Consider the following 25169-nt stretch of genomic DNA (forward strand, 5'->3'; position numbering starts at 1 on the left):
TTTGAACAGAAATATATATAACTAGAGAAAAGAAAGGGTGTTTTCATGTACGATATTTCCGGATGGAAACATGTATTTAAGCTTGATCCAAATAAGGAGTTAAGCGATGAACATTTAGAAATGATTTGTGAGTCTGGAACTGATGCGGTTATTGTAGGCGGAAGTGATGGAGTTACAATTGACAACGTATTACACATGCTAGTTAGCATTCGTAGATATGCAGTTCCTTGTGTATTAGAGGTTTCTGATGTAGAAGCAATTACACCAGGATTTGATTTTTATTACATCCCAAGTGTTTTAAATAGCCGAAAAGTAGAATGGATAACAGGTGTTCATCATGAGGCATTGAAAGAATTTGGGGATATTATGGACTGGGACGAAATTTTTATGGAAGGGTATTGTGTTTTAAATCCAGAAGCGAAAGTAGCCCAGCTTACAGAAGCGAAATGTGATTTAACAGAAGATGACGTTATTGCATATGCTCGTTTAGCAGACAAGTTATTACATTTACCGATATTTTATTTAGAATATAGCGGTACGTATGGAGATGTTGAACTTGTTAAAAATGTAAAAGCAGAATTGAAACAAGCTAAGTTATACTATGGCGGTGGTATTTCTAATGCAGAACAGGCGAAAGAAATGGCACAATATGCTGATACAGTAGTTGTTGGAAATATTATTTATGATGATATAAAATCGGCGTTAAAAACAGTTAAAGCAGTAAAAGGAGAGTAGGTGCAGGCGTATATGAGTATGACAGATAAGTTATTAAACGGTTTAAATCCACAGCAACAAAAAGCAGTACAAACAACGAATGGACCACTTCTACTAATGGCAGGTGCAGGTAGTGGTAAGACACGTGTGTTAACACATCGTATTGCGTATTTACTTGGTGAAAAAGGTGTAGCACCATGGAATGTACTAGCTATTACCTTCACAAATAAAGCAGCTCGTGAAATGCGTGAGCGTATTGATACACTTGTGGGACCAGAAGCAGAAGATATTTGGATTTCGACGTTCCACTCTATGTGTGTACGTATTTTACGACGCGATATCGATCGTATTGGTATTAATCGTAACTTTACAATCTTAGATTCAGGTGATCAGCTAACTGTAGTCAAAAAAATTATGAAAGAGCGCAATGTTGATCCGAAGAAATTTGAGCCGCGCTCTATTTTAGCGGGTATTAGTAATGCGAAAAATGAACTGTTATCTGCGGATAAATATGCAAAAAAAATTACAATGGCTGATCCATACGAAAAATTAACGAGCGATGTATACACAGAGTATCAAAAACGTCTTTTGAAAAATAATTCATTAGACTTTGATGATTTAATTATGACGACGATTCAGTTATTTGAACGTGTTCCAGAAGTATTAGAGTTTTATCAGCGTAAGTTCCAATATATTCATGTTGATGAGTATCAAGATACGAACAAAGCACAATATCTTCTTGTTAAACATTTGGCAGCGCGTTTTAAAAATCTTTGCGTTGTAGGTGACTCTGACCAGTCTATTTATCGCTGGCGTGGTGCAGATATTTCTAACATTTTGTCATTCGAAAAAGACTATGAGAATGCACAAGTAATTTTATTAGAACAAAACTATCGTTCGTCACAAAATATTTTAAATGCAGCGAATGCCGTTATTGAAAAAAATACGAATCGTAAGCCGAAGAAATTATGGACAGACAATCAAGTTGGAAGTAAAATCTCGTATTATCGTGCCGCAACTGAAAAGGACGAAGCGTATTTTGTTGCAAAAAAAATTCGCGACGATATTCAAATGGGGAAACGAAAATATACTGATTTTGCAGTGCTATATCGTACGAATGCTCAGTCTCGTATGGTCGAGGAGATTTTCCTTAAATCTAACATTCCGTACAAAATTGTGGGGGGTACGAAGTTCTACGATCGTAAAGAGATTAAAGATATTTTGGCGTACTTACGTTTAATCGGTAATCCAGATGATGAAATTAGTTTTGCACGTATTATTAACATGCCAAAGCGTGGTATTGGTGCGACTTCTATTGATAAAATTATTAATTATGGTGTGCAAAACGGAATTTCATTAACTGCTGTATTTGATGAGATTGAGCATGTTGGAGTAAGTGCAAAAATTACAAAGGCAGTAAAAGAATTCGCGAATTTATTAAATAACTGGGTAAATATGCAAGAGTATTTATCTGTTACAGAATTAGTAGAAGAAGTTATTGAAAAAACAGGCTATCGCGATATGTTGAAAAATGAACGTTCTTTAGAAGCGGAAGGTCGTTTAGAAAACTTAGACGAGTTCTTATCTGTTACGCAAACATTTGAATCTCAAAGCGAAGATAAGAGCCTTGTTGCATTCTTAACAGATTTAGCACTTGTTGCTGATATTGATCGTGTAGATGAAGACCCAACTGCTGGTGAAGAAGTTATTTTAATGACGATGCACTCAGCGAAAGGATTAGAGTTCCCGGTTGTCTTTATTGTTGGCTTAGAGGAAGGGATATTCCCGCATACTCGTTCTCTTATGGAAGAGGATGAAATGCAAGAAGAACGTCGTCTTGCTTATGTAGGTATTACTCGTGCAGAAGAAGAGCTATATTTATCTAATGCGCAAATGCGTACTTTATTTGGTAGAACAAGTATGAACGCTGCGTCTCGCTTCATTACAGAAATCCCGACAGAACTAGTGGAATCATTAAATGAAACAGCGCCGAAGCGTGAAAATTCGTTTGGTGCAAAAGGCAGAACAGCAAGTAGCGGCAAAACGACAATCACAACGACAACACGCTCTCGTTCAGCTTTCGCGCGCCCTGCAGCTAAGACGACAGGCGGTGAGCAAATTGGCTGGGCAGTAGGCGATAAAGCTTCCCACCAAAAATGGGGAATCGGTACAGTTGTAAGTGTAAAAGGTGAAGGTGATGCAAAAGAATTAGATATTGCGTTCCCAAGCCCGATTGGTGTTAAACGTTTGTTAGCAAAATTTGCACCTGTGACGAAACAATAGAAAGGAATGAGGATATGTCAAAAGAGATAGCAAAAAAACGTATAGAAGAATTACGTGATTTGTTAAATACATTTAACTATCAATATCACGTATTAGACAATCCTTCTGTTTCTGATGCGGAATATGACCGTAATATGCAGGAGCTTATAAAATTAGAAGCAGAGAACCCAGAGTTTATGAGTGAAGATTCTCCCTCCGTTCGCGTTGGGGGAACTGTTCTTGATATATTTGAAAAAGTAACACATAAGTCACCAATGTTAAGTTTAGGAAATGCATTTAACGAAGGAGATTTACGTGATTTCGACAGAAGAGTACGTCAAGGAATTGATGGTGCGAATGTAAGATATATATGTGAATTAAAAATTGACGGGCTTGCCGTTTCGCTTCATTATGAAAAAGGACGCTTCATTCAAGGGGCAACACGTGGTGATGGTGTAACGGGTGAAGATATTACTCAAAATTTAAAAACGATTAAAGCTATCCCACTTCGTTTAAATGAAGAAGTAACGTTAGAAGCACGAGGCGAAGCTTATATGCCGAAGCGTTCATTCGTTAAACTAAATGAAGAAAAAGAGCAAAATGGAGAAGATGTATTTGCGAATCCGCGTAATGCAGCAGCAGGTTCAATACGTCAACTTGATCCGAAAATTGCAGCGAAGCGTAACTTATCTATGTTTGTGTATGGTCTTGCGAATGTAGAAGAAAAAACAATTTCATCACATAGTGAATCGCTGGATTTCTTAGGTGAACTTGGATTTAAGACAAATCCAAATCGCCGTACATGTGAAACAATTGAAGAAGTTATAGCTTATGTAGAAGAATGGCAAGAAAAACGTCCGCATCTTGATTATGAGATTGATGGAATCGTTATAAAAGTAGATGATGTTGCTCTTCAAGAAAGTCTAGGAACTACAGCGAAGAGTCCAAGGTGGGCGATTGCTTATAAATTTCCGGCTGAAGAAGTTGTAACGAGATTAACAGGCATTGAATTAAGTGTTGGCCGAACAGGGGTTGTAACACCGACTGCAGAACTAGAGCCAGTGAGAGTTGCTGGTACGATTGTTCGTCGTGCTTCTTTACATAACGAAGATTTAATTCGCGAAAAAGACATTCGAATTGGTGACTACGTTGTTGTGAAGAAGGCTGGAGATATTATTCCTGAAGTTGTGAACGTTATTTTTGATAAGCGTACTGGTGAGGAAGAAGAATACCGCATGCCAACTCATTGTCCAGCATGTGAGAGTGAACTTGTTCGTTTAGAAGAAGAAGTAGCACTTCGTTGTATAAATCCAACTTGTCCTGCTCAAATTCGAGAAGGGTTAATCCATTTCGTTTCAAGAAATGCAATGAATATTGATGGACTTGGAGAACGTGTCATTACACAACTCTTTGATGCTGATTACATTCGTACATTTGCTGATTTATATGCATTGACGAAAGAGCAATTATTACAGTTAGAACGTTTTGGTGAAAAATCAGCAACAAACTTAATACAAGCAATTGAAAATTCTAAAGAAAACTCGTTAGAGCGATTATTATTTGGTCTTGGAATTCGCCACGTTGGAGCGAAAGCAGCACGTACATTTGCAGAGCACTTTGAAACGATGGATGAGCTTGTAAAAGCAACGGAAGAAGAACTAAAAGCAATTAATGAAATTGGCGAAAAAATGGCTCAATCTGTTGTGACATATTTTGATAATGAAGATGTATTAGAGTTATTACAGCAGTTTAAAGAGTATGGCGTGAATATGACATACAAAGGTATAAAAATTGCAGATTTACAAAATGTTGAATCTTACTTCGCAGGAAAAACGGTTGTTTTAACAGGTAAGCTAGAAGTTATGGGACGAAGTGAAGCGAAGAAGAAGATTGAGGCATTAGGTGGAAAAGTAACAGGAAGTGTTAGTAAGAGTACGGATTTGGTTGTTGCAGGTGAAGCAGCTGGTTCGAAATTAGCACAAGCGGAGAAACATAATGTTGAGGTTTGGAATGAAGAGAGGTTCTTACAAGAGCTAAATAAGTAAGAGGTGCAAACTTACCATGAAAAAAATAGCATTAGCGGTATTAAGCCTTGGCCTACTTGTAAGTGGGTGTAGTGCAGGTGCCGACAAAGATGAAAAAGTGGCTGGGAAATCGGGGAAAGCAAAAGAACAATCAGTTGTTCCAAAATACGCTATTTCGGATGAATATTATAAGACGACTATTCCATTTGATGGTGGAAAGGCACGTGGTTTAGTGGTGCAAGGGTTAAATAGTCGCCTTGATATAGATGAATTTGAAACAGGATTAATGCGAATTGCAAAAGAATCATTTAGTACGAAAGATAATTTTTTAAAAGGCGGAAAAGCTCTAGATACTCAAACTATACAGATGCTTGTTAAAAGAAAACGTACAGATGCTGAACAAAAGGAACTAGAGGAAAAATTAAAAAAAGATGCAGTTAAATTTCCTAATATAGGATTAAATCCTGCCTTAGGAACAGGATCCGAATCACTAGAAGTGAAAAATAAAAAAAATCCAATATATATTTCAAATATTTTAGAGCATGATTATTATGTGAAAAAAGGCGATAACGACGAGGAACGTGTTGGTATGGTAGTTGGATTAGCGATGAATTCTGTTCAATATTTTAACGAAGAGCATGGTTACCCACGTGAAGCTGCAATCCCAGATGAAAAGATGTTAGCTGAAGGGAAAAAAATGGCGCAAGAAATTTTGAAAGTCATACATCAAAAAGAACCTGAAACAAAAAATATTCCGATAACATTTGCGATTTATCGCCAAGCTCCAAAGTCTTCGCTCGTGCCAGGTAATTTTGTTTCTTATGCAAATGTCGAAAAAGGTAGTGAAACGGTTGAAGATTGGAAACAAATTAATGAAAAATATTATTTGTTCCCATCAGAGCAAGCGAAAACAGATAATAAACGTGAAGATCTTGCAAGAGTATCCAACTTTAAGGCGAAACTAAGCGATTATTTCCAAGGAGACTATACAGCTGTTATTGGTACTGGTATGTATAGAGATGATGAATTAAGAGAAATGAAGCTTGATATTCCTGTCCAGTTTAATGGAAAAGCTGAAATAGTTGGTTTTACACAATATGTGGCAGGGCTTGTTATGGAATACTTCCCGAATTATATGAAAGTACAAGTAACGATTAAATCTGTAGAACGCCCAGAAGCTATTATTATACGTGAAGCAAAAAAAGATGAACCACTTGTGAAAATTTTAGATTAAATATGAAGGCTGTTCCTCTATGGAACAGCTTTTTTTCTTATGTAATTTTGTTATAATTTAAAATGTTGTAAAAAATAGGGGGAAGGGGTAAAGCTCATGGACGAATTAAGTTTTCAAGTCATTATTTTATTAATTGCATTCGGTTTTTTAGCAGCTTTTATTGATTCCGTTGTTGGAGGAGGAGGGTTAATTTCGCTTCCTGCACTTATGTTTGTTGGCCTATCGCCAGCTTCGGCAATTGCAACGAATAAATTAGCGGCAACAATGGGGACATTTACGAGTGCGATGTATTTCATTCGATCAGGAAAAGTTGATTTTAAAATTGTAGGAAAGTTAATCCCGTTAACTATTGTTGGAGCTGTGGCAGGCGCTTTAGTAGTAAAATTTATTCCATCGGATATTTTACGCCCATTAGTACTTGTAATGTTGGTATTTATTGCTATTTATATTATTGCAAAAAAGAATTGGGGAAGTGTGTCTACCTATAAGAAGATGACGCAAAGAAAAACATTAATATTTTTCTTTGTTATTTTAATGATAGGATTTTATGATGGATTTTTTGGACCAGGGACAGGGTCGTTTTTAATTTTTGCATTTTTATTAATTGGCTTGGATTTTATTCAAGCAGCAGCATCTGGAAAACTTTTGAATTTTGTTAGTAATATTGTATCTTTAATTACTTTTTTATTTTTAGACATAATTCATTTTGAATACGGTATTATCATGGGATTATCAATGATCTTAGGTGCTTATTTTGGATCGAAGTTTGCGGTTCAAAAAGGTGTTGGATATGTGAGGACTTTATTTTTATTAGTTACCATATTATTGATTGGAAAAAATGTTTTGGAATATACTCATATTTTGTAGATTCATACCCATGTATGGATCTCTTTTTTTATTATATTTTAAAAATTTATTAATTTTTAAAATATAAGTCTAGGAATATTTGAATAAATCTAAATTATCGTGTAGAATAATGTTGTAAAATGTAAACGTTTTTCTAAGGGGAGGCTAAAAAGAATGGTAGTAGCATACAAACATGAGCCATTTACAGATTTTTCAGTGGAGGCTAACAAATTAGCGTTTGAAGAAGGTTTAAAGAAAGTAGAATCTTATCTTGGACAAGACTATCCATTAATTATTGGGGGAGAAAAAATCACTACAGAAGACAAAATTGTTTCTGTAAACCCTGCAAATAAAGAGGAACTTGTTGGTCGTGTTTCAAAAGCAAGCCGTGAGTTAGCTGAAAAAGCAATGCAAGTAGCGGATGAAACATTCCAAACTTGGAGAAAATCAAAGCCAGAAATGCGTGCAGACATTTTATTCCGTGCTGCAGCAATCGTTCGTCGCAGAAAACATGAATTCTCTGCTATTCTTGTAAAAGAAGCAGGTAAGCCATGGAATGAGGCAGATGCTGATACAGCAGAAGCAATCGACTTTATGGAATATTATGGTCGTCAAATGTTAAAATTAAAAGACGGTATTCCAGTAGAAAGCCGTCCAATTGAATATAATCGTTTCTCTTACATTCCATTAGGAGTAGGTGTTATCATTTCTCCTTGGAACTTCCCATTCGCAATTATGGCAGGTATGACAACAGCTGCTTTAGTTTCTGGTAACACAGTATTACTAAAACCAGCTAGTACAACTCCTGTAGTAGCAGCGAAATTTATGGAAGTATTGGAAGAAGCTGGATTACCAGCTGGCGTAGTAAACTTCGTTCCAGGTAACGGTTCTGAAGTTGGTGACTACTTAGTAGATCATCCTCGTACACGTTTCGTAAGCTTCACGGGATCTCGTGATGTAGGTATCCGTATCTATGAGCGTGCAGCGAAAGTAAACCCAGGACAAATTTGGTTAAAACGCGTTATCGCTGAAATGGGCGGTAAAGATACAATCGTTGTTGATAAAGAAGCAGATCTTGAATTAGCAGCTAAGTCTATCGTTGCATCAGCATTCGGATTCTCAGGACAAAAATGTTCTGCATGTTCTCGTGCAGTAATCCATGAAGATGTATACGATCACGTATTAAATCGTGCTGTTGAATTAACAAAAGAATTAACAGTTGCTAACCCAGCAGTATTAGGTACAAACATGGGTCCTGTTAATGACCAAGCTGCATTCGATAAAGTAATGAGCTATGTTGCAATTGGTAAAGAAGAAGGTAGAATCTTAGCAGGTGGCGAAGGAGACGATTCTAAAGGCTGGTTCATCCAACCAACAATCGTTGCTGACGTTGCAGAAGATGCTCGCTTAATGAAAGAAGAAATCTTCGGACCAGTAGTAGCATTCTGTAAAGCGAAAGACTTCGATCATGCACTTGCAATTGCAAACAATACAGAATACGGTTTAACAGGAGCAGTTATCTCTAACAACCGTGACCATATTGAAAAAGCACGTGAAGACTTCCACGTAGGTAACTTATACTTCAACCGTGGATGTACTGGTGCAATCGTAGGATACCAACCATTCGGTGGCTTTAACATGTCTGGTACAGACTCTAAAGCTGGTGGACCTGATTACTTAGCACTTCACATGCAAGCAAAAACTACTTCTGAAACTTTATAAGAAATAGTAGAGGGGCTCTTCACAGAATGTGAAGAGCTCCTTTTAAAATTGAAATCCTATATATTACTATCGTTCGAAAGGAATGAGCTAAAACCTATTAATAGCGGGATAAACATGTGAACAGAAATAAAATGATGAGAAAAGTTGACTTATTAGTCATTTTTTTTAGTATTCATTTTGAGAATTTCCTGTATAATACAATTTGAAAGAAAATCTATGGTTCGACAAGGAACACTCCTTTCGGTTTTGCTCACTGAAAGGAGTGTTTTTTTTATGTAGCTAAAAATTCTTTCGTGCTTATTACATTTGCATATACACCATTTAAACTAGCTAAAATTGTATTGTGAATATAAACAGCTGGTATAGTAGCGTTCTTAAAAGAAAGGTCTTTTGTAGCACAAGCATCATGTATAACGGTACATTGAAAGTCAAAATCGAATGCAGCCCTTACTGTAGCATCAATACACATATGAGTCATCATCCCGCATACAACGACATGTTCAATATCTAAACGTTTTAATTGCTCTAGAAGATTAGTTTCTCGGAAGCTATTTGGATAATGTTTGACTATAACTGTTTCTTCTCTAAGTGGACGTACGCTTTCGTGAATATGTACACCTTCTGTATTAGGTAGGAAAAAAGTAGCGTCATCTTTTATAGCTACGTGTTGGATATGAAAAATAGGTTCGTTGTTTGTTCTAAAGTGTTGTAATAACTGATTAGCATATTCGCTTGCTTCTACTGGATTACGCAATTCCATCTTTCCATTTGGAAAATAATCGTTTTGAATATCGACGAGTAAAAGAGCTGTTTTCATATATTTATCTTCCTCCGAGTTTCATATTCAAATAAATTTATTCAATTCGTAGAGAGGATTCTCCTGTTTAAAAATATGAGGAAAAAGAATTTTAAATAACCTTGAAAGTTACTATTTTCTCATGAATTTTCATCTGAAAATTTTAATAAATGAATAATTAATATTTTTCTAAAAAATGTATTGACTCTTATTATTCTGAGTTCTATAATGAGAATTAATTAAACGACAATTAAATCGATACATTCTTATCCAGAGAGGTGGAGGGACTGGCCCTACGATACCTCAGCAACGGGTTTTTTTAATACCGTGCTAACTCCAGCAAGCCATATAAAGGCTTGGAAGATGAGAAGATGTGAACGAGTACATATAAGTGCTCTCCTTCTTATCTTTATGGTTGATAAGAAGGAGGGCACTTTTTATTTTACCTCGAAAGCTCTGCTTCAAGTTTTTACAGCATATAGGAGGGGAAAAAATGATTTCTTTTAACAATGTAAGTAAAGTGTATGAATCAGCTGGGCAATCTGTTCATGCGGTGGAGGATGTAACATTATCAGTTGAGAAAGGCGAAATTTTTGGCATTATTGGTTTTAGTGGCGCTGGAAAGAGTACGTTATTACGCTTAGTAAATATGTTAGAGAGACCGACGGCAGGAACGATTTCAATAGATGATAAAGATATTACATCATTATCCACGAAAGAATTACGTAAACTGAGACAAAGAATTGGAATGATTTTTCAAAGTTTTAATTTATTTAATTCAAGAACAGTATTTGGAAATATTGCTTATCCATTAAAGTTAGCGAAAGTACCAAAGAATGAGATAAAAGAAAGAGTAAATGAACTGCTGAAGTTTGTAGGGTTAGAAGATAAAGCAAACTATTACCCAGAGCAGCTATCAGGTGGACAAAAGCAGCGTGTGGGCATTGCTAGAGCACTTGCGACATCGCCAGATATTCTTATATGTGATGAGGCAACATCAGCCTTAGATCCAGAAACAACGACAGAAATTCTAAACTTATTAAAGAAAGTAAATAGAGAATACAATTTAACAATTCTTCTTATTACACATGAAATGCATGTTGTGAAAGAAATTTGTCACCGTGTAGCTGTAATGGAGAAAGGAAAAGTTATTGAAGAAGGAAAACTGTTTGATGTTTTCACGCAACCAAAAACAAAGACGACTCAAAACTTTGTACGTTCTGTCATTAATGATCATTTACCGGAAAGTGTTCTAGCGAAAATTCAAAATGGTGGTCAAATTTATCGTCTAACATTTACTGGTGAGGAGACAGGACAGCCGGTACTATCATATATCGCAAAAAACTATAACGTCGATGTAAATGTACTGTACGGAAATATTATTGAACTTCAAAATGTGCTATTTGGAAATCTTCTTGTAGAGTTGCAAGGTGAGCAGAGGGAAATTCAAAAAGCATTACAACATCTAAGACTGCAAGTGCAGCTGAAGGAGGTAGAAGCTCATGCGAGTTGATTGGAGTATATTTTGGCCGCGCATACTAGATGCGACGGGGGATACCCTCTTAATGGTAATTGTAACCCTTATATTCGCTACAATTCTTGGTATACCCCTAGGTTTACTATTATATGTAACGAGAAAAGGAAACTTTTTAGAAAATAAATGGGTCTTTTCTATTCTTAATATCATTATTAATACAATTCGTCCGGTTCCATTCATTATCTTTTTAGTAGCTTTAAGCCCACTAACAAGAAGTGTTATCGGAACGACGATTGGAACAGCAGCAGCAATCTTCCCAATGACGTTAGTTGCATCAATCGGCATTGCTAGAATGGTTGAAACAAATCTTGTTTCTGTTCCAAAGGGAGTCATTGAAGCAGCTCAAGCAATGGGGGCTTCGCCAATTAGAATTGTTTTTGAAATTCTTGTGCCAGAAGCGTTAGCGCCATTGATCTTAGGGGTTACATTTATGACAGTTGGTTTAATTGAATTTTCTGCAGTTGCTGGGCTTGTCGGTGGTGGCGGTCTTGGTGATTTAGCGATGACATATGGTTATCAACGTTTTGATACATCAGTTATGTTCGTAACGGTCGTTTTACTTATCATTCTTGTACAGGTAGCTCAAAATTTAGGAAACTACTTTGCGAAAGTCTTTTTACGCAGATCATAAAAAGGAAGAGGGTAAAAGAAAATGAAGAAAATTTTAGCATTTGCATTATCAGCGATTGTAGGAGTTTCAGCGTTAAGTGGCTGTTCAAGTGGAGACATAGGGGCAGGAGCTAAAGAAAAAGTAGTTCGCGTTGGTGTAACTGGAACGGATGGAGACGCTTGGGAAATTTTGAAGAGGAAAGCTGAAAAAGAAGGAATTAAAATTAAACTGGTTGAGTTCTCTGATTACACAACGCCAAATAAGGCGCTAGCTGATGGAGATATTGAACTAAACTCATTCCAGCATATTGCTTTCTTAGAGCAATTTAAAAAAGAGCATAAGTTAGATATTACAGCTGTTGGTACAACGCAAATTGCGCCAATGGGTTTATACTCTGAAAAATATAAGAAAGCAAATGAAATCCCAGATGGTTCAGAAATTGCAATTCCAAACGATCCAACGAACCAAGCACGGGCATTAAAACTTCTTGATGCAGCTGGATTATTAAAGCTTAAAAAAGACTTTGGTCTATTTGGAGATCCAAGTGGTATTGCTGAAAATCCGAAGAAATTAAAAATTACACCGGTTATCGCACAGCAAACACCTCGTGTGTTAAAAGATGTAGCGGCATCAGTTATTAATAACGGTGTTGCTGGTCAAGCTGGATTAGATCCAGCGAAGGATCCTATTTTCTTAGAAGATCCAAAGAATGAAAATGCGAAGCCTTATATTAATATTTTCGCAGCTCGTACGAAAGATAAAGATGATCCAACACTGAAAAAAGTAATTGAATTATACCATTCAAAAGAAGTAACAGATGCAATTAAGAAAGAAACAAATGATGGTTCCATTTCAGTAGATCTTTCACTTGAGGAGCTTGAAAAAATCGTAAAATAATCATTGGGTTTAATGGACTAACAGAAGGAACCCCTCCGCTGTTAGTTCGTTCAACATATAATCTACTTAACAAACAAAACAAACCATAATTCTGTACCTTCCAATTCTGTATAATATAGAATCCAATGTTTGTTAAGTAGAGTAATAGACCAGGAGTTTTCCTGGTCTTTTTTTATTACTGAAAGCAGCTAGCGAGTAGTAAGGTAATCCCAATTATAATGGGATAAGAAAATAAGCTGAAAAGGAGTGTAATTACGAATTACTGTTGCTGCTGAAATGCTAGTTTTTCCTACGCCGCCTTTACCTGTATACAAGATAATTCTCATCATTCATATCTCCTTTGTTTCGAATATCGAATATTACGAGTATCGAAGTAAATGATTGAATAAAAACCCAGATAGGGTTTTATTCAATCGGAATGTTTTTCATTTTAGGTGTAGAAACTTTTTCTTCTGTTTTTTGCTGTGACGTAGCAATGTGATTCATAATCTTTTGGAAGATTTGTAGTAAGAATGCTTTTTCTTCTTCTGACAATGCTTCTGTCACTAAGCTAAAGTAGTGGGCTGCATTTTGTTTTACTTCTTGAACGAGCATTACGCCGTTTTCTGTTAACCGAATTAATACAATACGTCGGTCGTTTTCATCACGGTAGCGCTCAATATATCCCTTTTTTACAAGGCGATTTACAACGCCCGTCGTTGTACTCATCGGTATATCAAGAAGGTCAGCAATTTTCGTCATTGTAATATCTGTATTTCGTTCCATCCAAAGTAAACAAAATACTTCTGTTTTAGAAAGTGTTAAATCTAGGCTTACCCATTCTTCAGGATAGAAAAGTTTCTTGGCGTTATCTAGCAGTAAGTCTAAAAAATGTTCATATTGCAACAATTAATTCCACTCCCGTATATTTCGAGGTTCGTAATATTTATTTTTATTTTATGTATAATAGAAAAAATTGTCAATGATTTTAATTATTTTTTCAGATTAGACAGAAAACTTTCTTTAAAATAGTATTCTTTTATGATAGATTTATAAATATAAAACTAGAATTTACATAAAAATCCATCATGGTAAATATACTTATCTATAATGGGTATACAGCTAACGAGGGGGAGAACGATGAGAAGACGTAATACGCAAGCGTTCACATTTTTAGCATGGACTTCATTTGTTTGTGCGCTTTCAGGTATGCTAATTGGGATTTATACGCTAGATGAAACGCTTAGTGTAAAAGGATACTATTTAATTGGAACATTATTTTTAACGATGTCTTGTTTTGTATTACAAAAAACAATTCGTGATAATGAAGAAGATAACGAGAGATTTCCAAAAAATAAACCGTTAGATAAAGAGTAAATTGTAAAGAAAGGCATTTGCCTTTCTTTTTTTATGTAAAAATGGCGTAAGTACTCTGTGTTGACTTGCTTGAAGTACTGAAAATTTGGTATCATCAATAGTATTGTAGATTGAACGATATATTATGGAGGTGGCCTAGCCGTGTCAAGAATTTCCGTTGAGAATGTAAAGCACGTAGCACATTTAGCACGTCTTGCAATTACTGATCAAGAAGCAGAAAAATTTCAAAAACAACTAGATGCAATTGTTACATTTGCAGAACAGTTAAATGAATTAGATACAACAGATGTAAAACCAACAACTCATGTATTAACTATGAAAAATGTTATGCGTGAAGATGTACCAGAAAAAGGTTTACCAGTTGAAGAAGTATTAAAAAATGCACCGGATCACAAAGATAATCAAATCCGTGTTCCAGCAGTATTAGAATAGAGGAGGGGAATTTCGATGTCATTATTTGATCATTCAGTATCAGAGTTACATAAGAAGTTAAACAACAAAGAAATTTCCGTTACGGATTTAGTAGAAGAATCTTACAAACGTATTGCGGATGTTGAAGATAACGTAAAAGCTTTTCTTACATTAGATGAAGAAAATGCACGCGCAAAAGCGAAAGAATTAGATGCAAAAATCGGCGCTGAAGATAATGGTTTATTATTCGGTATGCCAATTGGTGTAAAAGATAACATTGTAACTAACGGTCTTCGTACAACTTGTGCGAGCAAAATGTTAGCAAACTTCGATCCAATTTATGATGCGACAGTTGTGCAAAAGCTAAAAGCTGCTGACACAATTACAATCGGTAAATTAAACATGGACGAGTTCGCAATGGGTTCTTCAAATGAAAACTCAGGATTCTACGCTACGAAAAACCCATGGAACTTAGATTACGTTCCGGGCGGATCTAGTGGTGGTTCTGCAGCAGCTGTAGCAGCAGGAGAAGTACTATTCTCTCTAGGTTCTGATACGGGTGGTTCTATCCGTCAGCCAGCTGCATATTGCGGTGTTGTAGGTTTAAAACCAACTTATGGACGCGTATCTCGTTACGGATTAGTAGCATTCGCATCTTCACTTGACCAAATCGGACCGATTACACGTACAGTAGAAGACAATGCATACTTATTACAAGCTATTTCAGGTATTGACCGCATGGATGCAACTTCTGCAAACGTTGAAGTTGGAAACTATTTAGCTGGTTTAACAGGCGATGTTAAAGGTTTACGCATTGCTGTACCGAAAGAATACTTAGGCGAAGGTGTTGGCGAAGAAGCTCGTGAGTCAGTACTAGCTGCTTTAAAAGTATTAGAAGGTATGGGCGCAACTTGGGAGGAAGTATCGCTTCCACACTCTAAATACGCTCTAGCAACGTATTACTTACTATCTTCTTCTGAAGCATCTGCAAACCTTTCACGCTTTGATGGCGTGCGTTACGGTGTTCGTTCTGATAATGTAAATAACTTATTAGATCTTTACAAAAACACACGTAGTGAAGGTTTCGGTGATGAAGTTAAACGTCGTATTATGCTTGGTACATTTGCGCTTAGCTCTGGTTACTATGATGCATATTACAAAAAAGCACAACAAGTACGTACATTAATTAAGAACGACTTTGAAAATGTATTTGCTAACTATGATGTTATTATTGGACCAACAACGCCAACTCCGGCATTTAAAGTGGGCGAAAAAGTTGACGATCCAATGACAATGTATGCAAATGATATTTTAACAATCCCAGTAAACTTAGCGGGTGTTCCAGCGATTTCTGTTCCATGTGGATTCGGTGCTAACAACATGCCACTTGGTCTACAAATCATTGGTAAACACTTCGATGAAGCGACAATTTACCGCGTTGCACATGCGTTTGAGCAAGCAACAGACTATCATACAAAAAAAGCAAGTCTGTAAGGAGGCGAGCATAGATGAATTTAGAAACAATTATTGGTTTAGAGGTTCACGTTGAGTTAAAAACAAATTCAAAAATTTTCTCTGCGAGTCCAACAGAATTCGGAGCGGAGCCAAATACACAAACAAGTGTAATTGACTTAGGATACCCAGGGGTACTTCCTACTTTAAATAAAGAAGCAGTTAACTTTGCAATGAAAGCTGCAATGGCATTAAACTGTGAAATCGCAACGGAAACGAAGTTTGACCGTAAAAACTATTTCTATCCAGATAACCCGAAAGCTTACCAAATCTCTCAATTTGATAAGCCAATTGGTGAAAATGGTTGGATTGAAATCGAAGTAGACGGTAAAAAGAAACGTATCGGTATTACACGTCTTCATTTAGAAGAAGATGCTGGTAAATCAACGCATACAGCTGATGGTTCATTAGTAGACTACAACCGTCAAGGTATGCCTTTAATCGAGATCGTATCTGAGCCAGATATGCGTACGCCAGAAGAAGCATATGCATACTTAGAGAAGTTAAAATCAATCATTCAATACACCGGTGTATCTGATTGTAAGATGGAAGAAGGTTCCTTACGTTGTGATGCGAACATTTCTCTTCGTCCAGTTGGACAAGAGAAGTTCGGTACAAAAGCGGAACTGAAAAACTTAAACTCATTCACTTACGTACAAAAAGGTCTTGAGCATGAGCAAGTGCGCCAAGAAAAAGAACTGTTATCTGGTGGCATTATCCAACAAGAAACACGTCGTTATGATGAAGCAACAAAGAAAACAATCTTAATGCGTGTGAAAGAAGGATCTGACGATTACCGTTACTTCCCGGAGCCAGACTTAGTTGAACTTTACATCGATGATGAGTGGAAAGAAGCAGTTCGAGCTTCTATTCCAGAACTTCCAGATGCACGTAAAGCTCGCTACGTTGCAGAATTAGGCTTACCAGCTTATGATGCACACGTGTTAACATTAACGAAAGAGATGTCTGATTTCTTTGAAGCAACTGTTGCAGACGGTGCTGATGCGAAATTAACATCGAACTGGTTAATGGGTGAAGTACTTGCATACTTAAACAAACAACAAAAAGAATTAAAAGACGTTGCATTAACGCCTGCTGGTTTATCTAAAATGGTTCAATTAATTGAAAAAGGTACAATTTCTTCTAAAATCGCGAAGAAAGTATTTAACGAATTAATTGAAAAAGGTGGAGACCCAGAAGAAATCGTTAAAGCGAAAGGTCTTGTTCAAATTTCTGACGAGGGTACACTTCGTAAAGTTGTAACAGAAATTCTTGATAATAATGAGCAATCTATCGAAGACTTTAAAAACGGTAAAGACCGTGCAATTGGCTTCTTAGTTGGTCAAATTATGAAAGCTACAAAAGGACAAGCAAATCCACCACTTGTTAACAAAATCTTACTTGAAGAGATTAATAAGCGATAATAGTAGTGACTTTTAAAGATTAAGCAGAAAAACACCCGTACATGGGTGTTTTTCTAGGTTAATCAAACGTTTGTTTAAATGAGACAAAATCGTTTAAACAAACGTTTGATTAACTGTCAAAAGTGGAAAAATGTTTGTATAGCAACTATGGTATGATAGTTGCAAAAAGGTGGGAATAATGATAAATCTAAACATAGAGGTTTTTTTCATCTCATGAAATAATAGATAGTTATTATTCGTTATATGTAAATTTTTATGGAAGAATGGATAGAAATAAAGTGAAACTTTAATCAGTAGGAGGTTCATCCAAAGCTGATTATTAGCCCTCACCAATTGGGCATTTACTGCCCGCAAATAGCGGGATAAATTTTGGAGTCAAATAAAAAACCATTGAAATGAATATTTACTTTTGATGGACTACACGAATCGGGTTCTTACTGCCTGTTTGAGCGGGATAAAAGAAGGATAGCAAGATGAGAGGAGGTAGGCATGGGAATACTGAATAGAAGTTCAGTATGTTCTTTTTCGATACATAAAGAAATTTCCTGTGCTAATAAATGATGAAGCGAGCAAGAATTATTTATAATCCTACTTCTGGGCGTGAGCTATTTAAGAAGAGCTTACCAGAAGTATTACAAAAATTAGAACAAGCTGGCTATGAGACATCTTGTCATGCGACAACGGGTCCTGGAGACGCTACTGTGGCGGCGAGGCAAGCTGCGGATCGTAAGTTTGATGTTGTTATTGCGGCTGGTGGCGACGGTACATTAAATGAAGTAGTAAACGGTTTAGTTGGGCATGAATTCCGTCCGAAATTTGGAATTATTCCAGTTGGAACGACAAATGACTTTGCACGTGCAATTGGTGTACCTCGTTCTATTGAAGAGGCAGCAGATATTATTTGCGAAGGAAAAACAGTGCCATTAGACCTTGGTAGAGCGAACGATACATATTTTATTAACATCGCTGGTGGCGGTCGTATTACAGAATTAACATACGAAGTACCGAGTAAGTTAAAGACAGTATTAGGACAACTTGCTTATTACCTAAAAGGTATCGAGATGTTACCATCATTGCATCCGACATATGTTGAAATTGAGTATGATGGAAAGTTACTACAAGAAGAAATTACGATGTTTTTAATTACGAATACTCGTTCAGTAGGTGGATTTGAAAAGGTAGCACCGTATGCATCTATTAACGATGGGTTATTTGACCTATTAGTACTGAAAAAAGGTTCTATCGCTGATTTAATTAAAGCAGCAACACAAGCACAACGTGGTGAACATATTAATAATCCAAAAGTGTTATATACACAAGCGAACCGAATTAAAGTACATTCACCAGATAAACTAATGATTAATTTAGATGGTGAGTATGGTGGAGATGCACCGATGGAATTCGAAAATATATATCATTGTTTAGAACTATTTGTTCCTGAACATCAAGAGGATGCCCTGTAAAGGCATCCTTTTTTACTTTGTTAAAATGAATTGTAAATTGGGAGTTAGTTTGATTTTTATGGTATTTTTACAATTCTTTTATTTTACATCCATATTTTATTGATACACTGGAGGAGATAAGAAACGAGAGGTAGGATGCTATGGAGAAGGTAAAAGCAATATTATTTGATAAAGATGGGACATTAATGGATTTTCATTCAATATGGATAAAAGTAGCTGAAGAACTTGTAGCTGAATGTATAAGTTTATATCATTTACCAAGTACAATAGGGCAGACCTTATTAGAAGAGATTGGTGTAGAGGGAGCATTTGTTAATCCGAGGAGTGCAATAGCTGCTGGAACAAGCCTTGATGTAGCGAAGGGGCTTTGTAATTATATTGAGTCTGCTAGAGAAGAAGAGATGCACCATTGGGTAAGTGAGAAGTTATTTTCCCTTATGTATGAGCATCGTTCGCATATGAAAATGACAGCAGATTTACCGAAAGTGTTACAGGCATTAAAAGATAAAGGATTTATATTAGGGGTTGTCACGGCAGATGATTTCCCACCAACAGAATTATTTTTAAAACAATATAAGTTGGAGAACTTTTTTGATTATATTATAGCCTCGGATACATTCCCTGCGCAAAAACCAGATAAAAAGATTATAGAAGTGTTTTGTGAGAAATTTAATTTAGAATCATGTGAGGTTGCGGTTGTTGGAGATACGCCAACTGATTTACATTTAGCCAAAAATGGCGATTGCTATGCAATTGGGGTGCTATCTGGTACGGGAGACCGTCCAACATTAGAACCACTTGCTGATTTAGTGTTAGATTCTGTTGGAGAGTTTATTTCTCAATCGGGTGAGTTTTTCTGGGAGAAAGAAAAGTCTAATGTGTAAGGAAAATAAGTCTATAAAGACTCTTAATGAGTCTTTATAGACTTATTTTTTATGCCTGGATACAAAGAATATAGGATAAATGCTAGAAAAGAAAGTTGGCATACATTTTGCAATAAAAAGAGAAAACAATGTAAAGAAAAGGATGGGGTACGCAATGAACACAAAAAAATTTGCTAAAGTAAATGAACAAATTCCAGGACCGAAAGCGGCATCTTTATTAGAACGCCGTCAAAATATAGTACCAAAAGGAGTAAGTAACGGCATCCCAACGTTTGTACAATCTGCCAATGGTGCTCTTGTAACAGATGTTGATGGTAATCAGTACATTGATTTTGCAGGAGCAATTGGGACAATTAACGTAGGGCATTGTCATCCAACGGTTAAAGAAGCGCTCCATAAACAAGTCGATCAATACATTCATACTGGATTTAATGTCATGATGTATGAGCCATATATTGAATTAGCGGAAAAGCTTGCGGCATTGGCACCGGGAAGTTTCGATAAGCAAGTCCTCTTTTTAAATAGTGGTGCAGAAGCAGTTGAGAACGCGGTGAAGATCGCTCGTAAATATACGAAGAGACCTGGTATTATCGCATTTTCTAAAGGTTTCCACGGGCGTACATTAATGACAATGACGATGACAAGTAAAGTGAAGCCATATAAATTTGGATTTGGTCCCTTTGCTCCAGAAGTATATAAAGCGCCATTTCCATACGAATACCGTCGCCCAGAGGGATTAACGGAAGAGCAGTATGATGATTTTATTATTGAAGAGTTTAAGAACTTCTTCATATCGGAAGTAGCACCAGAAACAATCGCAGCTGTTGTAATGGAACCTGTTCAAGGGGAAGGTGGATTTATCGTCCCAAGTAAGAAATTTGTTCAAGAAGTACGCCGCATTTGTTCAGAGAACGGCATTTTATTTGTAGCGGATGAAATACAAACAGGCTTTAGTCGTACAGGAAAATATTTTGCAATTGATCACTATGATGTCGTTCCAGATTTAATTACAGTGTCTAAATCATTAGGGGCTGGTGTACCGATAAGTGGTGTCATTGGACGTAAAGAAATTATGAATGAATCTGCACCAGGTGAACTTGGTGGAACGTATGCAGGAAGTCCATTAGGATGTGCGGCAGCATTAGCAGTACTGGATGTAATAGAAAAAGAGAATTTAAATGATAGAGCGATAGAATTAGGAAAAGTCGTAATGAACCGATTCGAAGAGATGAAAAATAAATATCATTGCATCGGTGATGTGCGTGGGTTAGGAGCAATGTGTGCATTTGAGGTCGTTCAAGACCGTAAGACGAAAGCACCTGACAAAACGTTAACGGCTAATCTATGTGCAGAAGCAAATAAGCGTGGGTTACTGTTATTATCAGCAGGAACATATGGAAATGTTATCCGTGTGTTAATGCCTTTAGTTATTACAGATGAGCAACTTGAAGAAGGTTTAACAATAATTGAAGAATCATTGCAAGCTTGTTATGAGCAAACAAACATAGCTCGTGTTTAAAAACTGAAGGATAAATAGCAAACATTCTAGCTGACTCTATATTAAATACAGAAAATTCACTTTATAATAAAGGTAGTGAAGTGGATCGATGGATTTGAAGTTAGGGGTGGCTAGGATGGTTGCAGAAAAGGAACGAGTTTTAATGGATTTAAAAGATGTATTTGAATATGCGTTTGACGAAATTTTTGTTACAGATGAGCAGGGAATCGTTGTGCGTGTAAATAGTACATGTGAAAGGCACTACCAACTAGCTGCCGAAGAGTTAGTGGGTAAGCATGTAAAAGAACTACAAAAGGATGGAATCTTTTATCCATCAGCGACATTAGAAGTGATTGAAAAAAAGAGGCCAATTGAACTCGTTCAAACTACAAAATCAGGAGAGTATTTACACGTTCGTACAAGGCCTGTTTTTGATGATGAGGGAAATTTAAGAAGAGTGATTAGTTATTCTCGGGACCTTACTGAACTCTATCAATTACGTCAAAAGGTAGAGGAAATGGATAATCAGCTAAAAACATATAAAAAAGAATTAAGAGAAACATATGAGCATGAAGGACTTATTTTTAAAAGTCTAGCTATGCAAAAAATAGTCGATACAATTAAAAAAGTATCTGTAGTGGATAGTACTGTTCTCGTTTTAGGCGAAACTGGAGTTGGGAAAAGTCGATTAGTACGCCATTTACATGAAGTGAGTCACCGTAAGAATGAAAGTTTCTATGAAATTAATTGTGCGGCATTGCCAACTAATTTAATTGAATCAGAGCTTTTTGGATATTCAGGTGGATCTTTTACAGGTGCGAATCGTGAAGGGAAAAAGGGACTATTAGAATCCGCGCATAAAGGAACTCTTTTTTTAGATGAAATCGGTGAAATGCCGATTGAAATTCAAGCGAAGCTTTTGCAAGTATTGCAAGAAAAAACATTTCGTCCTATAGGCGGAAGAGAATTAAAAAAAGTGGATGTTCGAATTGTGGCAGCAACAAATAGAGATTTAAGTGAGATGGTGAAACAAGGAACATTTCGGAAAGATTTATACTATCGTTTGAATGTCATTCCAATTGCAATTCCCCCGCTTAGGGAAAGGACAGAAGATATTTTACCGCTTATTTATCATTACTTGCAGCACTTTAATAAAAAATACGGACGTGATGTGAAACTAGCGCCGAGTACGTTACAAATGTTTGTTGGATATCCGTGGGAAGGAAACAATAGAGAAATAGAGAATGTAATTGAGAGAATTGTTATTACTGTCGATGATGTTGTAACGGTAGAGGATTTGCCACTCTCTATGCAAGAGGCTGCAGTTGAACAATCGGGGCAAAGCCTTTATAAAATGCTGGAAGAGGTAGAGAGAAATATTATTCTTAAAGCGTATAAAACGTATGGATCAAGTTATAAAGTAGCTGAGTTTTTGCAAATTAGTCAATCTGCTGCTACTAGGAAAATTAAGAAGTTCATAGAGGAGGAAGAAAACATTGGATAAAAAGGCGACTTTCGTAAGTATAGATAGAAAGGCGATGTATATAAATGGTGAGTGGATTACACTACAAGAACAAATTGAAGTAAATAATCCTGCGACGAAGGAAATATTTGCAACTGTACCAAAAGGCGGAGTAACAGAGGCAAAGCAAGCTGTTGATGCTGCACATGAAGCTTTTAAAACGTGGTCTAAGTTAACGGCAGCAGATCGTGCAACGAAGTTAAAAAAGTGGTTCATGCTTATTGATAAAAATAAAGAAGAGATCGCAGCGATTATGACGAAGGAACAAGGAAAGCCGTTTGCAGAAGCGCTTGGTGAAGTAAATTATGCAAATAGTTTTGTTGAATGGTATGCAGAAGAAGGGAAACGTGTGTATGGTGAAATGATTCCTGCTGCTCATCCGAATAAGCGCATTTTAGTTATGAAGCAACCAGTTGGCGTTATGGCAGCTATTACACCTTGGAACTTCCCAGCTGCTATGATTACGAGAAAGGTAGCCCCAGCGCTTGCAGCAGGTTGTACAGCCGTTGTGAAACCGGCAAGTCAAACGCCGCTAACTGCATTAAAATTAGCTGAATTAGCTCATGAAGCGGATATTCCAAAGGGTGTAATTAATATCGTAACAGGTAGTGCAAAAGCAATTGCTGATACATGGATGGAAGATAGTCGCGTTCGAAAAGTGTCCTTTACAGGGTCAACGGAAATTGGGAAAGAGTTAATGGCTAGTGCGGCGCAAACGATGAAAAAAGTTTCACTTGAGTTAGGTGGTCACGCTCCGTTTATCGTAATGAATGATGCAGATTTAGATAAAGCAGTAGAAGCGGTGATTGGTTCGAAATTCCGTAACGCAGGACAAACGTGTATATGTACAAACCGAGTATTCGTTCAAGAAGAAGTATACGAAGTATTTGTAGAGAAGTTCCAAAGGGCAGTAGGGCAGTTGAAAGTAGGAGACGGTTTCGGTGACGGAACGACTGTCGGACCACTTATTGATGAGAATGCAGTTTCAAAAGTACAAGAACATATTGAAGATGCTATTCAAAAAGGTGGAACCGTTTTATATGGTGGTGAAAAGGTCGCAGAGTTAGAGGGACATTTCATTCAACCGACTGTAATTGGGTTGGCAAATGATACGATGCTTTGTATGAATGAAGAAACATTTGGGCCAGTGGCACCAGTTGCGAAATTTAAAACAGTTGATGAAGTAATCGAACGTGCAAATAATACACCATACGGTTTAGCTGCGTATATTTTCACGAAAGACATTAGCCAAGCATTCCAAATTAGTGAAGCGTTAGAGTACGGTATTATCGGTCTAAATGACGGTCTTCCATCAGTTGCACAAGCACCATTCGGTGGCTTTAAAGAAAGTGGTATCGGCCGTGAAGGAGGCCATTTCGGCATCGAGGAATATTTAGAAATTAAATATATTTCATTAGGACTATAAGTAGTATACTAGAATCTCTATAAGGTAACAGAGAAGGAGATTCTAGTATGGTATATTGGCTATTATTACTTGTTACAATTATTTTTGAAGTGGCTGGAACAATTGCGATGAAACTATCAAATGGTTTAACAAAGCTCGTTCCAAGTGTATTGATTTTCGTATTTTATGGAATTTGCTTCAGTGTGTTCGCCATCGTTGTGAAGAAGATTCATTTAAGTATTGCTTATGCTATTTGGTCTGGCGTTGGAACATTACTTATTACAATCATTAGTGTGTACTTTTTTAAAGAGCATATTAGTTTATTTCAAGCATTTTGTATTCTTTTTATTGTTTTGGGTGTCATTGGGCTTAAGGTTTCATCGGCATCCTGAAAGCTATCTTTTGTAGAAGATAGCTTTTTTCTATTTGTGCAGTTAGCAATTAATACGACAAAATATGACAAGAAAGAGTAAAGCGTTTTGTTATAATACATATGAAATATTGTCTTATGTGGAGGAAAGAGTATGTTAAAAAAGGTAAGTCAAATTGTTTTAATTTTTGGCATAGCTTTTAGTTTAAGTGCTTGCACTGAGACTAAAGATAGTAATGAAAGTAAACAAGAAGATGTTCAAGATAAAGTGTATAAAATAGGGGAGACAGTAGACGTAGATGGTTTGCAAGTAACTATCGATTCAGTTAAATTAGGATATCCGGATTATGATGAGGATAAAAAGAAAGAGGAGATTTTGGGGATTATTTTCAAAGTAGAAAATAATAGTAAAAAGGAAATACCTTTTGCATTTTATGAATTTGAGATTACCGATAAGAAAGGTACAAGATTTAAAGAATATAATAACCCTGATAGCTTTATTAGTAAAAAGTTAGCACCAGATGAAAAAATTCAAGATATCATGCTATTTGACGTAGCGAAAGAAAATACGTATATCGCTACGTATAGACCGGAGTTTACGCATGAAAATAGAACGATAAAATTTGAATTGAAACCAAATAAATAAAGAAACACATTGGATTATCCAATGTGTTTCTTTATG

General features: G+C 36.4%; 22 protein-coding genes, 2 pseudogenes and 1 riboswitch. Of the genes and pseudogenes, 20 read left to right on the top strand and 4 right to left on the bottom strand.

Annotation, left to right across the window (positions count from 1 at the left end; all coding sequences use genetic code 11):
• Positions 1–45: 45 nt before the first annotated feature.
• The 6 genes from pcrB (at position 46) to pruA (ending at position 8802) form a co-directional block, all read left to right on the top strand.
• Positions 46–735 carry a heptaprenylglyceryl phosphate synthase gene (gene pcrB, locus F3I02_RS18330; protein WP_000272080.1) on the top strand — a complete coding sequence of 230 codons (690 nt, stop codon included), beginning with the start codon at positions 46–48 and terminating at the stop codon, positions 733–735.
• 12 nt (positions 736–747) lie between these two features.
• A complete protein-coding gene (pcrA, locus tag F3I02_RS18335; protein WP_033703497.1) occupies positions 748–2997 on the top strand; it encodes a DNA helicase PcrA in 2250 nt (749 codons plus the stop codon).
• Between the two features lie 14 nt (positions 2998–3011).
• Entirely contained in the window at positions 3012–5021 is a 2010-nt protein-coding gene (gene ligA / locus F3I02_RS18340; protein ID WP_000031452.1) for an NAD-dependent DNA ligase LigA, read from the top strand.
• Between the two features lie 16 nt (positions 5022–5037).
• Positions 5038–6234, top strand: coding sequence for a CamS family sex pheromone protein (locus tag F3I02_RS18345; RefSeq protein WP_000717032.1), 1197 nt, complete (start codon positions 5038–5040; stop codon positions 6232–6234).
• Positions 6235–6330: 96 nt separating this feature from the next.
• Positions 6331–7101, top strand: a complete 771-nt coding sequence (locus tag F3I02_RS18350) for a TSUP family transporter (RefSeq protein ID WP_000343974.1) — start codon at positions 6331–6333, stop codon at positions 7099–7101.
• A 153-nt stretch (positions 7102–7254) separates the two neighbouring features.
• Entirely contained in the window at positions 7255–8802 is a 1548-nt protein-coding gene (gene pruA / locus F3I02_RS18355) for an L-glutamate gamma-semialdehyde dehydrogenase (RefSeq protein ID WP_000259554.1), read from the top strand.
• A gap of 271 nt (positions 8803–9073) precedes the next feature.
• Here the strand turns inward: pruA and F3I02_RS18360 are convergent, their stop codons facing one another.
• The gene (locus tag F3I02_RS18360; RefSeq protein ID WP_000844905.1) at positions 9074–9619 is read right to left on the bottom strand and encodes a cysteine hydrolase family protein; all 546 of its coding nucleotides are present in this window, start codon (positions 9617–9619) and stop codon (positions 9074–9076) included.
• 242 nt (positions 9620–9861) lie between these two features.
• Positions 9862–9968: riboswitch (SAM riboswitch) on the top strand.
• A 123-nt stretch (positions 9969–10091) separates the two neighbouring features.
• On the opposite strand from F3I02_RS18360, the gene F3I02_RS18365 reads away from it, so the two are divergent.
• From F3I02_RS18365 to F3I02_RS18375, 3 genes are read left to right on the top strand one after another with little or no spacing between them, the layout of a single operon-like run.
• Positions 10092–11111, top strand: a complete 1020-nt coding sequence (locus F3I02_RS18365; RefSeq protein ID WP_000622969.1) for a methionine ABC transporter ATP-binding protein — start codon at positions 10092–10094, stop codon at positions 11109–11111.
• Positions 11101–11766: a methionine ABC transporter permease gene (locus tag F3I02_RS18370; RefSeq protein ID WP_001261868.1), complete on the top strand. Its 666-nt coding sequence runs from the start codon at positions 11101–11103 to the stop codon at positions 11764–11766. Before F3I02_RS18365 ends, F3I02_RS18370 begins: the two co-directional genes overlap by 11 nt.
• A gap of 21 nt (positions 11767–11787) precedes the next feature.
• Positions 11788–12642 (top strand): MetQ/NlpA family ABC transporter substrate-binding protein, encoded by an 855-nt coding sequence (locus F3I02_RS18375; RefSeq protein WP_000721592.1) that lies wholly within the window; start codon positions 11788–11790, stop codon positions 12640–12642.
• 175 nt (positions 12643–12817) lie between these two features.
• Here the strand turns inward: F3I02_RS18375 and F3I02_RS34945 are convergent.
• The 3 genes and pseudogenes from F3I02_RS34945 to F3I02_RS18385 form a co-directional block, all read right to left on the bottom strand.
• Positions 12818–12901: pseudogene (locus F3I02_RS34945) on the bottom strand (HXXEE domain-containing protein); the annotation flags it as partial.
• Positions 12894–12971: pseudogene (locus F3I02_RS18380) on the bottom strand (ArsA-related P-loop ATPase); the annotation flags it as partial. The pseudogenes F3I02_RS34945 and F3I02_RS18380, both read right to left, overlap by 8 nt.
• Positions 12972–13047: 76 nt before the next feature.
• Entirely contained in the window at positions 13048–13530 is a 483-nt protein-coding gene (locus F3I02_RS18385) for a MarR family winged helix-turn-helix transcriptional regulator (RefSeq protein ID WP_000942482.1), read from the bottom strand.
• Between the two features lie 231 nt (positions 13531–13761).
• Between F3I02_RS18385 and F3I02_RS18390 the strand changes: the two genes are divergently transcribed.
• The 11 genes from F3I02_RS18390 to F3I02_RS18440 all read left to right on the top strand — a co-directional run bounded on the left by F3I02_RS18390 (position 13762) and on the right by F3I02_RS18440 (position 25133).
• Entirely contained in the window at positions 13762–13998 is a 237-nt protein-coding gene (locus tag F3I02_RS18390; protein ID WP_001254393.1) for a YiaA/YiaB family inner membrane protein, read from the top strand.
• Between the two features lie 141 nt (positions 13999–14139).
• Positions 14140–14430, top strand: coding sequence for an Asp-tRNA(Asn)/Glu-tRNA(Gln) amidotransferase subunit GatC (gene gatC, locus F3I02_RS18395; RefSeq protein WP_000086999.1), 291 nt, complete (start codon positions 14140–14142; stop codon positions 14428–14430).
• A gap of 15 nt (positions 14431–14445) precedes the next feature.
• Positions 14446–15903: an Asp-tRNA(Asn)/Glu-tRNA(Gln) amidotransferase subunit GatA gene (gatA, locus tag F3I02_RS18400; RefSeq protein WP_000051441.1), complete on the top strand. Its 1458-nt coding sequence runs from the start codon at positions 14446–14448 to the stop codon at positions 15901–15903.
• Between the two features lie 14 nt (positions 15904–15917).
• Positions 15918–17345 carry an Asp-tRNA(Asn)/Glu-tRNA(Gln) amidotransferase subunit GatB gene (gene gatB, locus F3I02_RS18405; protein WP_001047685.1) on the top strand — a complete coding sequence of 476 codons (1428 nt, stop codon included), beginning with the start codon at positions 15918–15920 and terminating at the stop codon, positions 17343–17345.
• Between the two features lie 557 nt (positions 17346–17902).
• Positions 17903–18808 (top strand): diacylglycerol kinase, encoded by a 906-nt coding sequence (locus F3I02_RS18410; protein ID WP_000977679.1) that lies wholly within the window; start codon positions 17903–17905, stop codon positions 18806–18808.
• A 140-nt stretch (positions 18809–18948) separates the two neighbouring features.
• The gene (locus F3I02_RS18415) at positions 18949–19692 is read left to right on the top strand and encodes an HAD family hydrolase (protein WP_196478280.1); all 744 of its coding nucleotides are present in this window, start codon (positions 18949–18951) and stop codon (positions 19690–19692) included.
• A gap of 154 nt (positions 19693–19846) precedes the next feature.
• On the top strand, positions 19847–21211 hold the full coding sequence (gene gabT / locus F3I02_RS18420; protein ID WP_002163831.1) for a 4-aminobutyrate--2-oxoglutarate transaminase: 1365 nt from the start codon (positions 19847–19849) through the stop codon (positions 21209–21211).
• Between the two features lie 115 nt (positions 21212–21326).
• Positions 21327–22694, top strand: a complete 1368-nt coding sequence (locus F3I02_RS18425; RefSeq protein ID WP_000225140.1) for a sigma-54 interaction domain-containing protein — start codon at positions 21327–21329, stop codon at positions 22692–22694.
• On the top strand, positions 22687–24138 hold the full coding sequence (gene gabD, locus F3I02_RS18430) for an NADP-dependent succinate-semialdehyde dehydrogenase (protein ID WP_074593414.1): 1452 nt from the start codon (positions 22687–22689) through the stop codon (positions 24136–24138). Before F3I02_RS18425 ends, gabD begins: the two co-directional genes overlap by 8 nt.
• 47 nt (positions 24139–24185) lie before the next feature.
• The gene (locus F3I02_RS18435; protein WP_000263262.1) at positions 24186–24509 is read left to right on the top strand and encodes a DMT family transporter; all 324 of its coding nucleotides are present in this window, start codon (positions 24186–24188) and stop codon (positions 24507–24509) included.
• A gap of 132 nt (positions 24510–24641) precedes the next feature.
• The gene (locus tag F3I02_RS18440; protein ID WP_074593413.1) at positions 24642–25133 is read left to right on the top strand and encodes a DUF4352 domain-containing protein; all 492 of its coding nucleotides are present in this window, start codon (positions 24642–24644) and stop codon (positions 25131–25133) included.
• The last annotated feature ends 36 nt before the right edge of the window (positions 25134–25169 follow it).

It is taken from the genome of Bacillus sp. SRB3LM, assembly GCF_015712745.1.
Classification (GTDB): Bacteria; Bacillota; Bacilli; order Bacillales; family Bacillaceae_G; genus Bacillus_A; species Bacillus_A thuringiensis_K.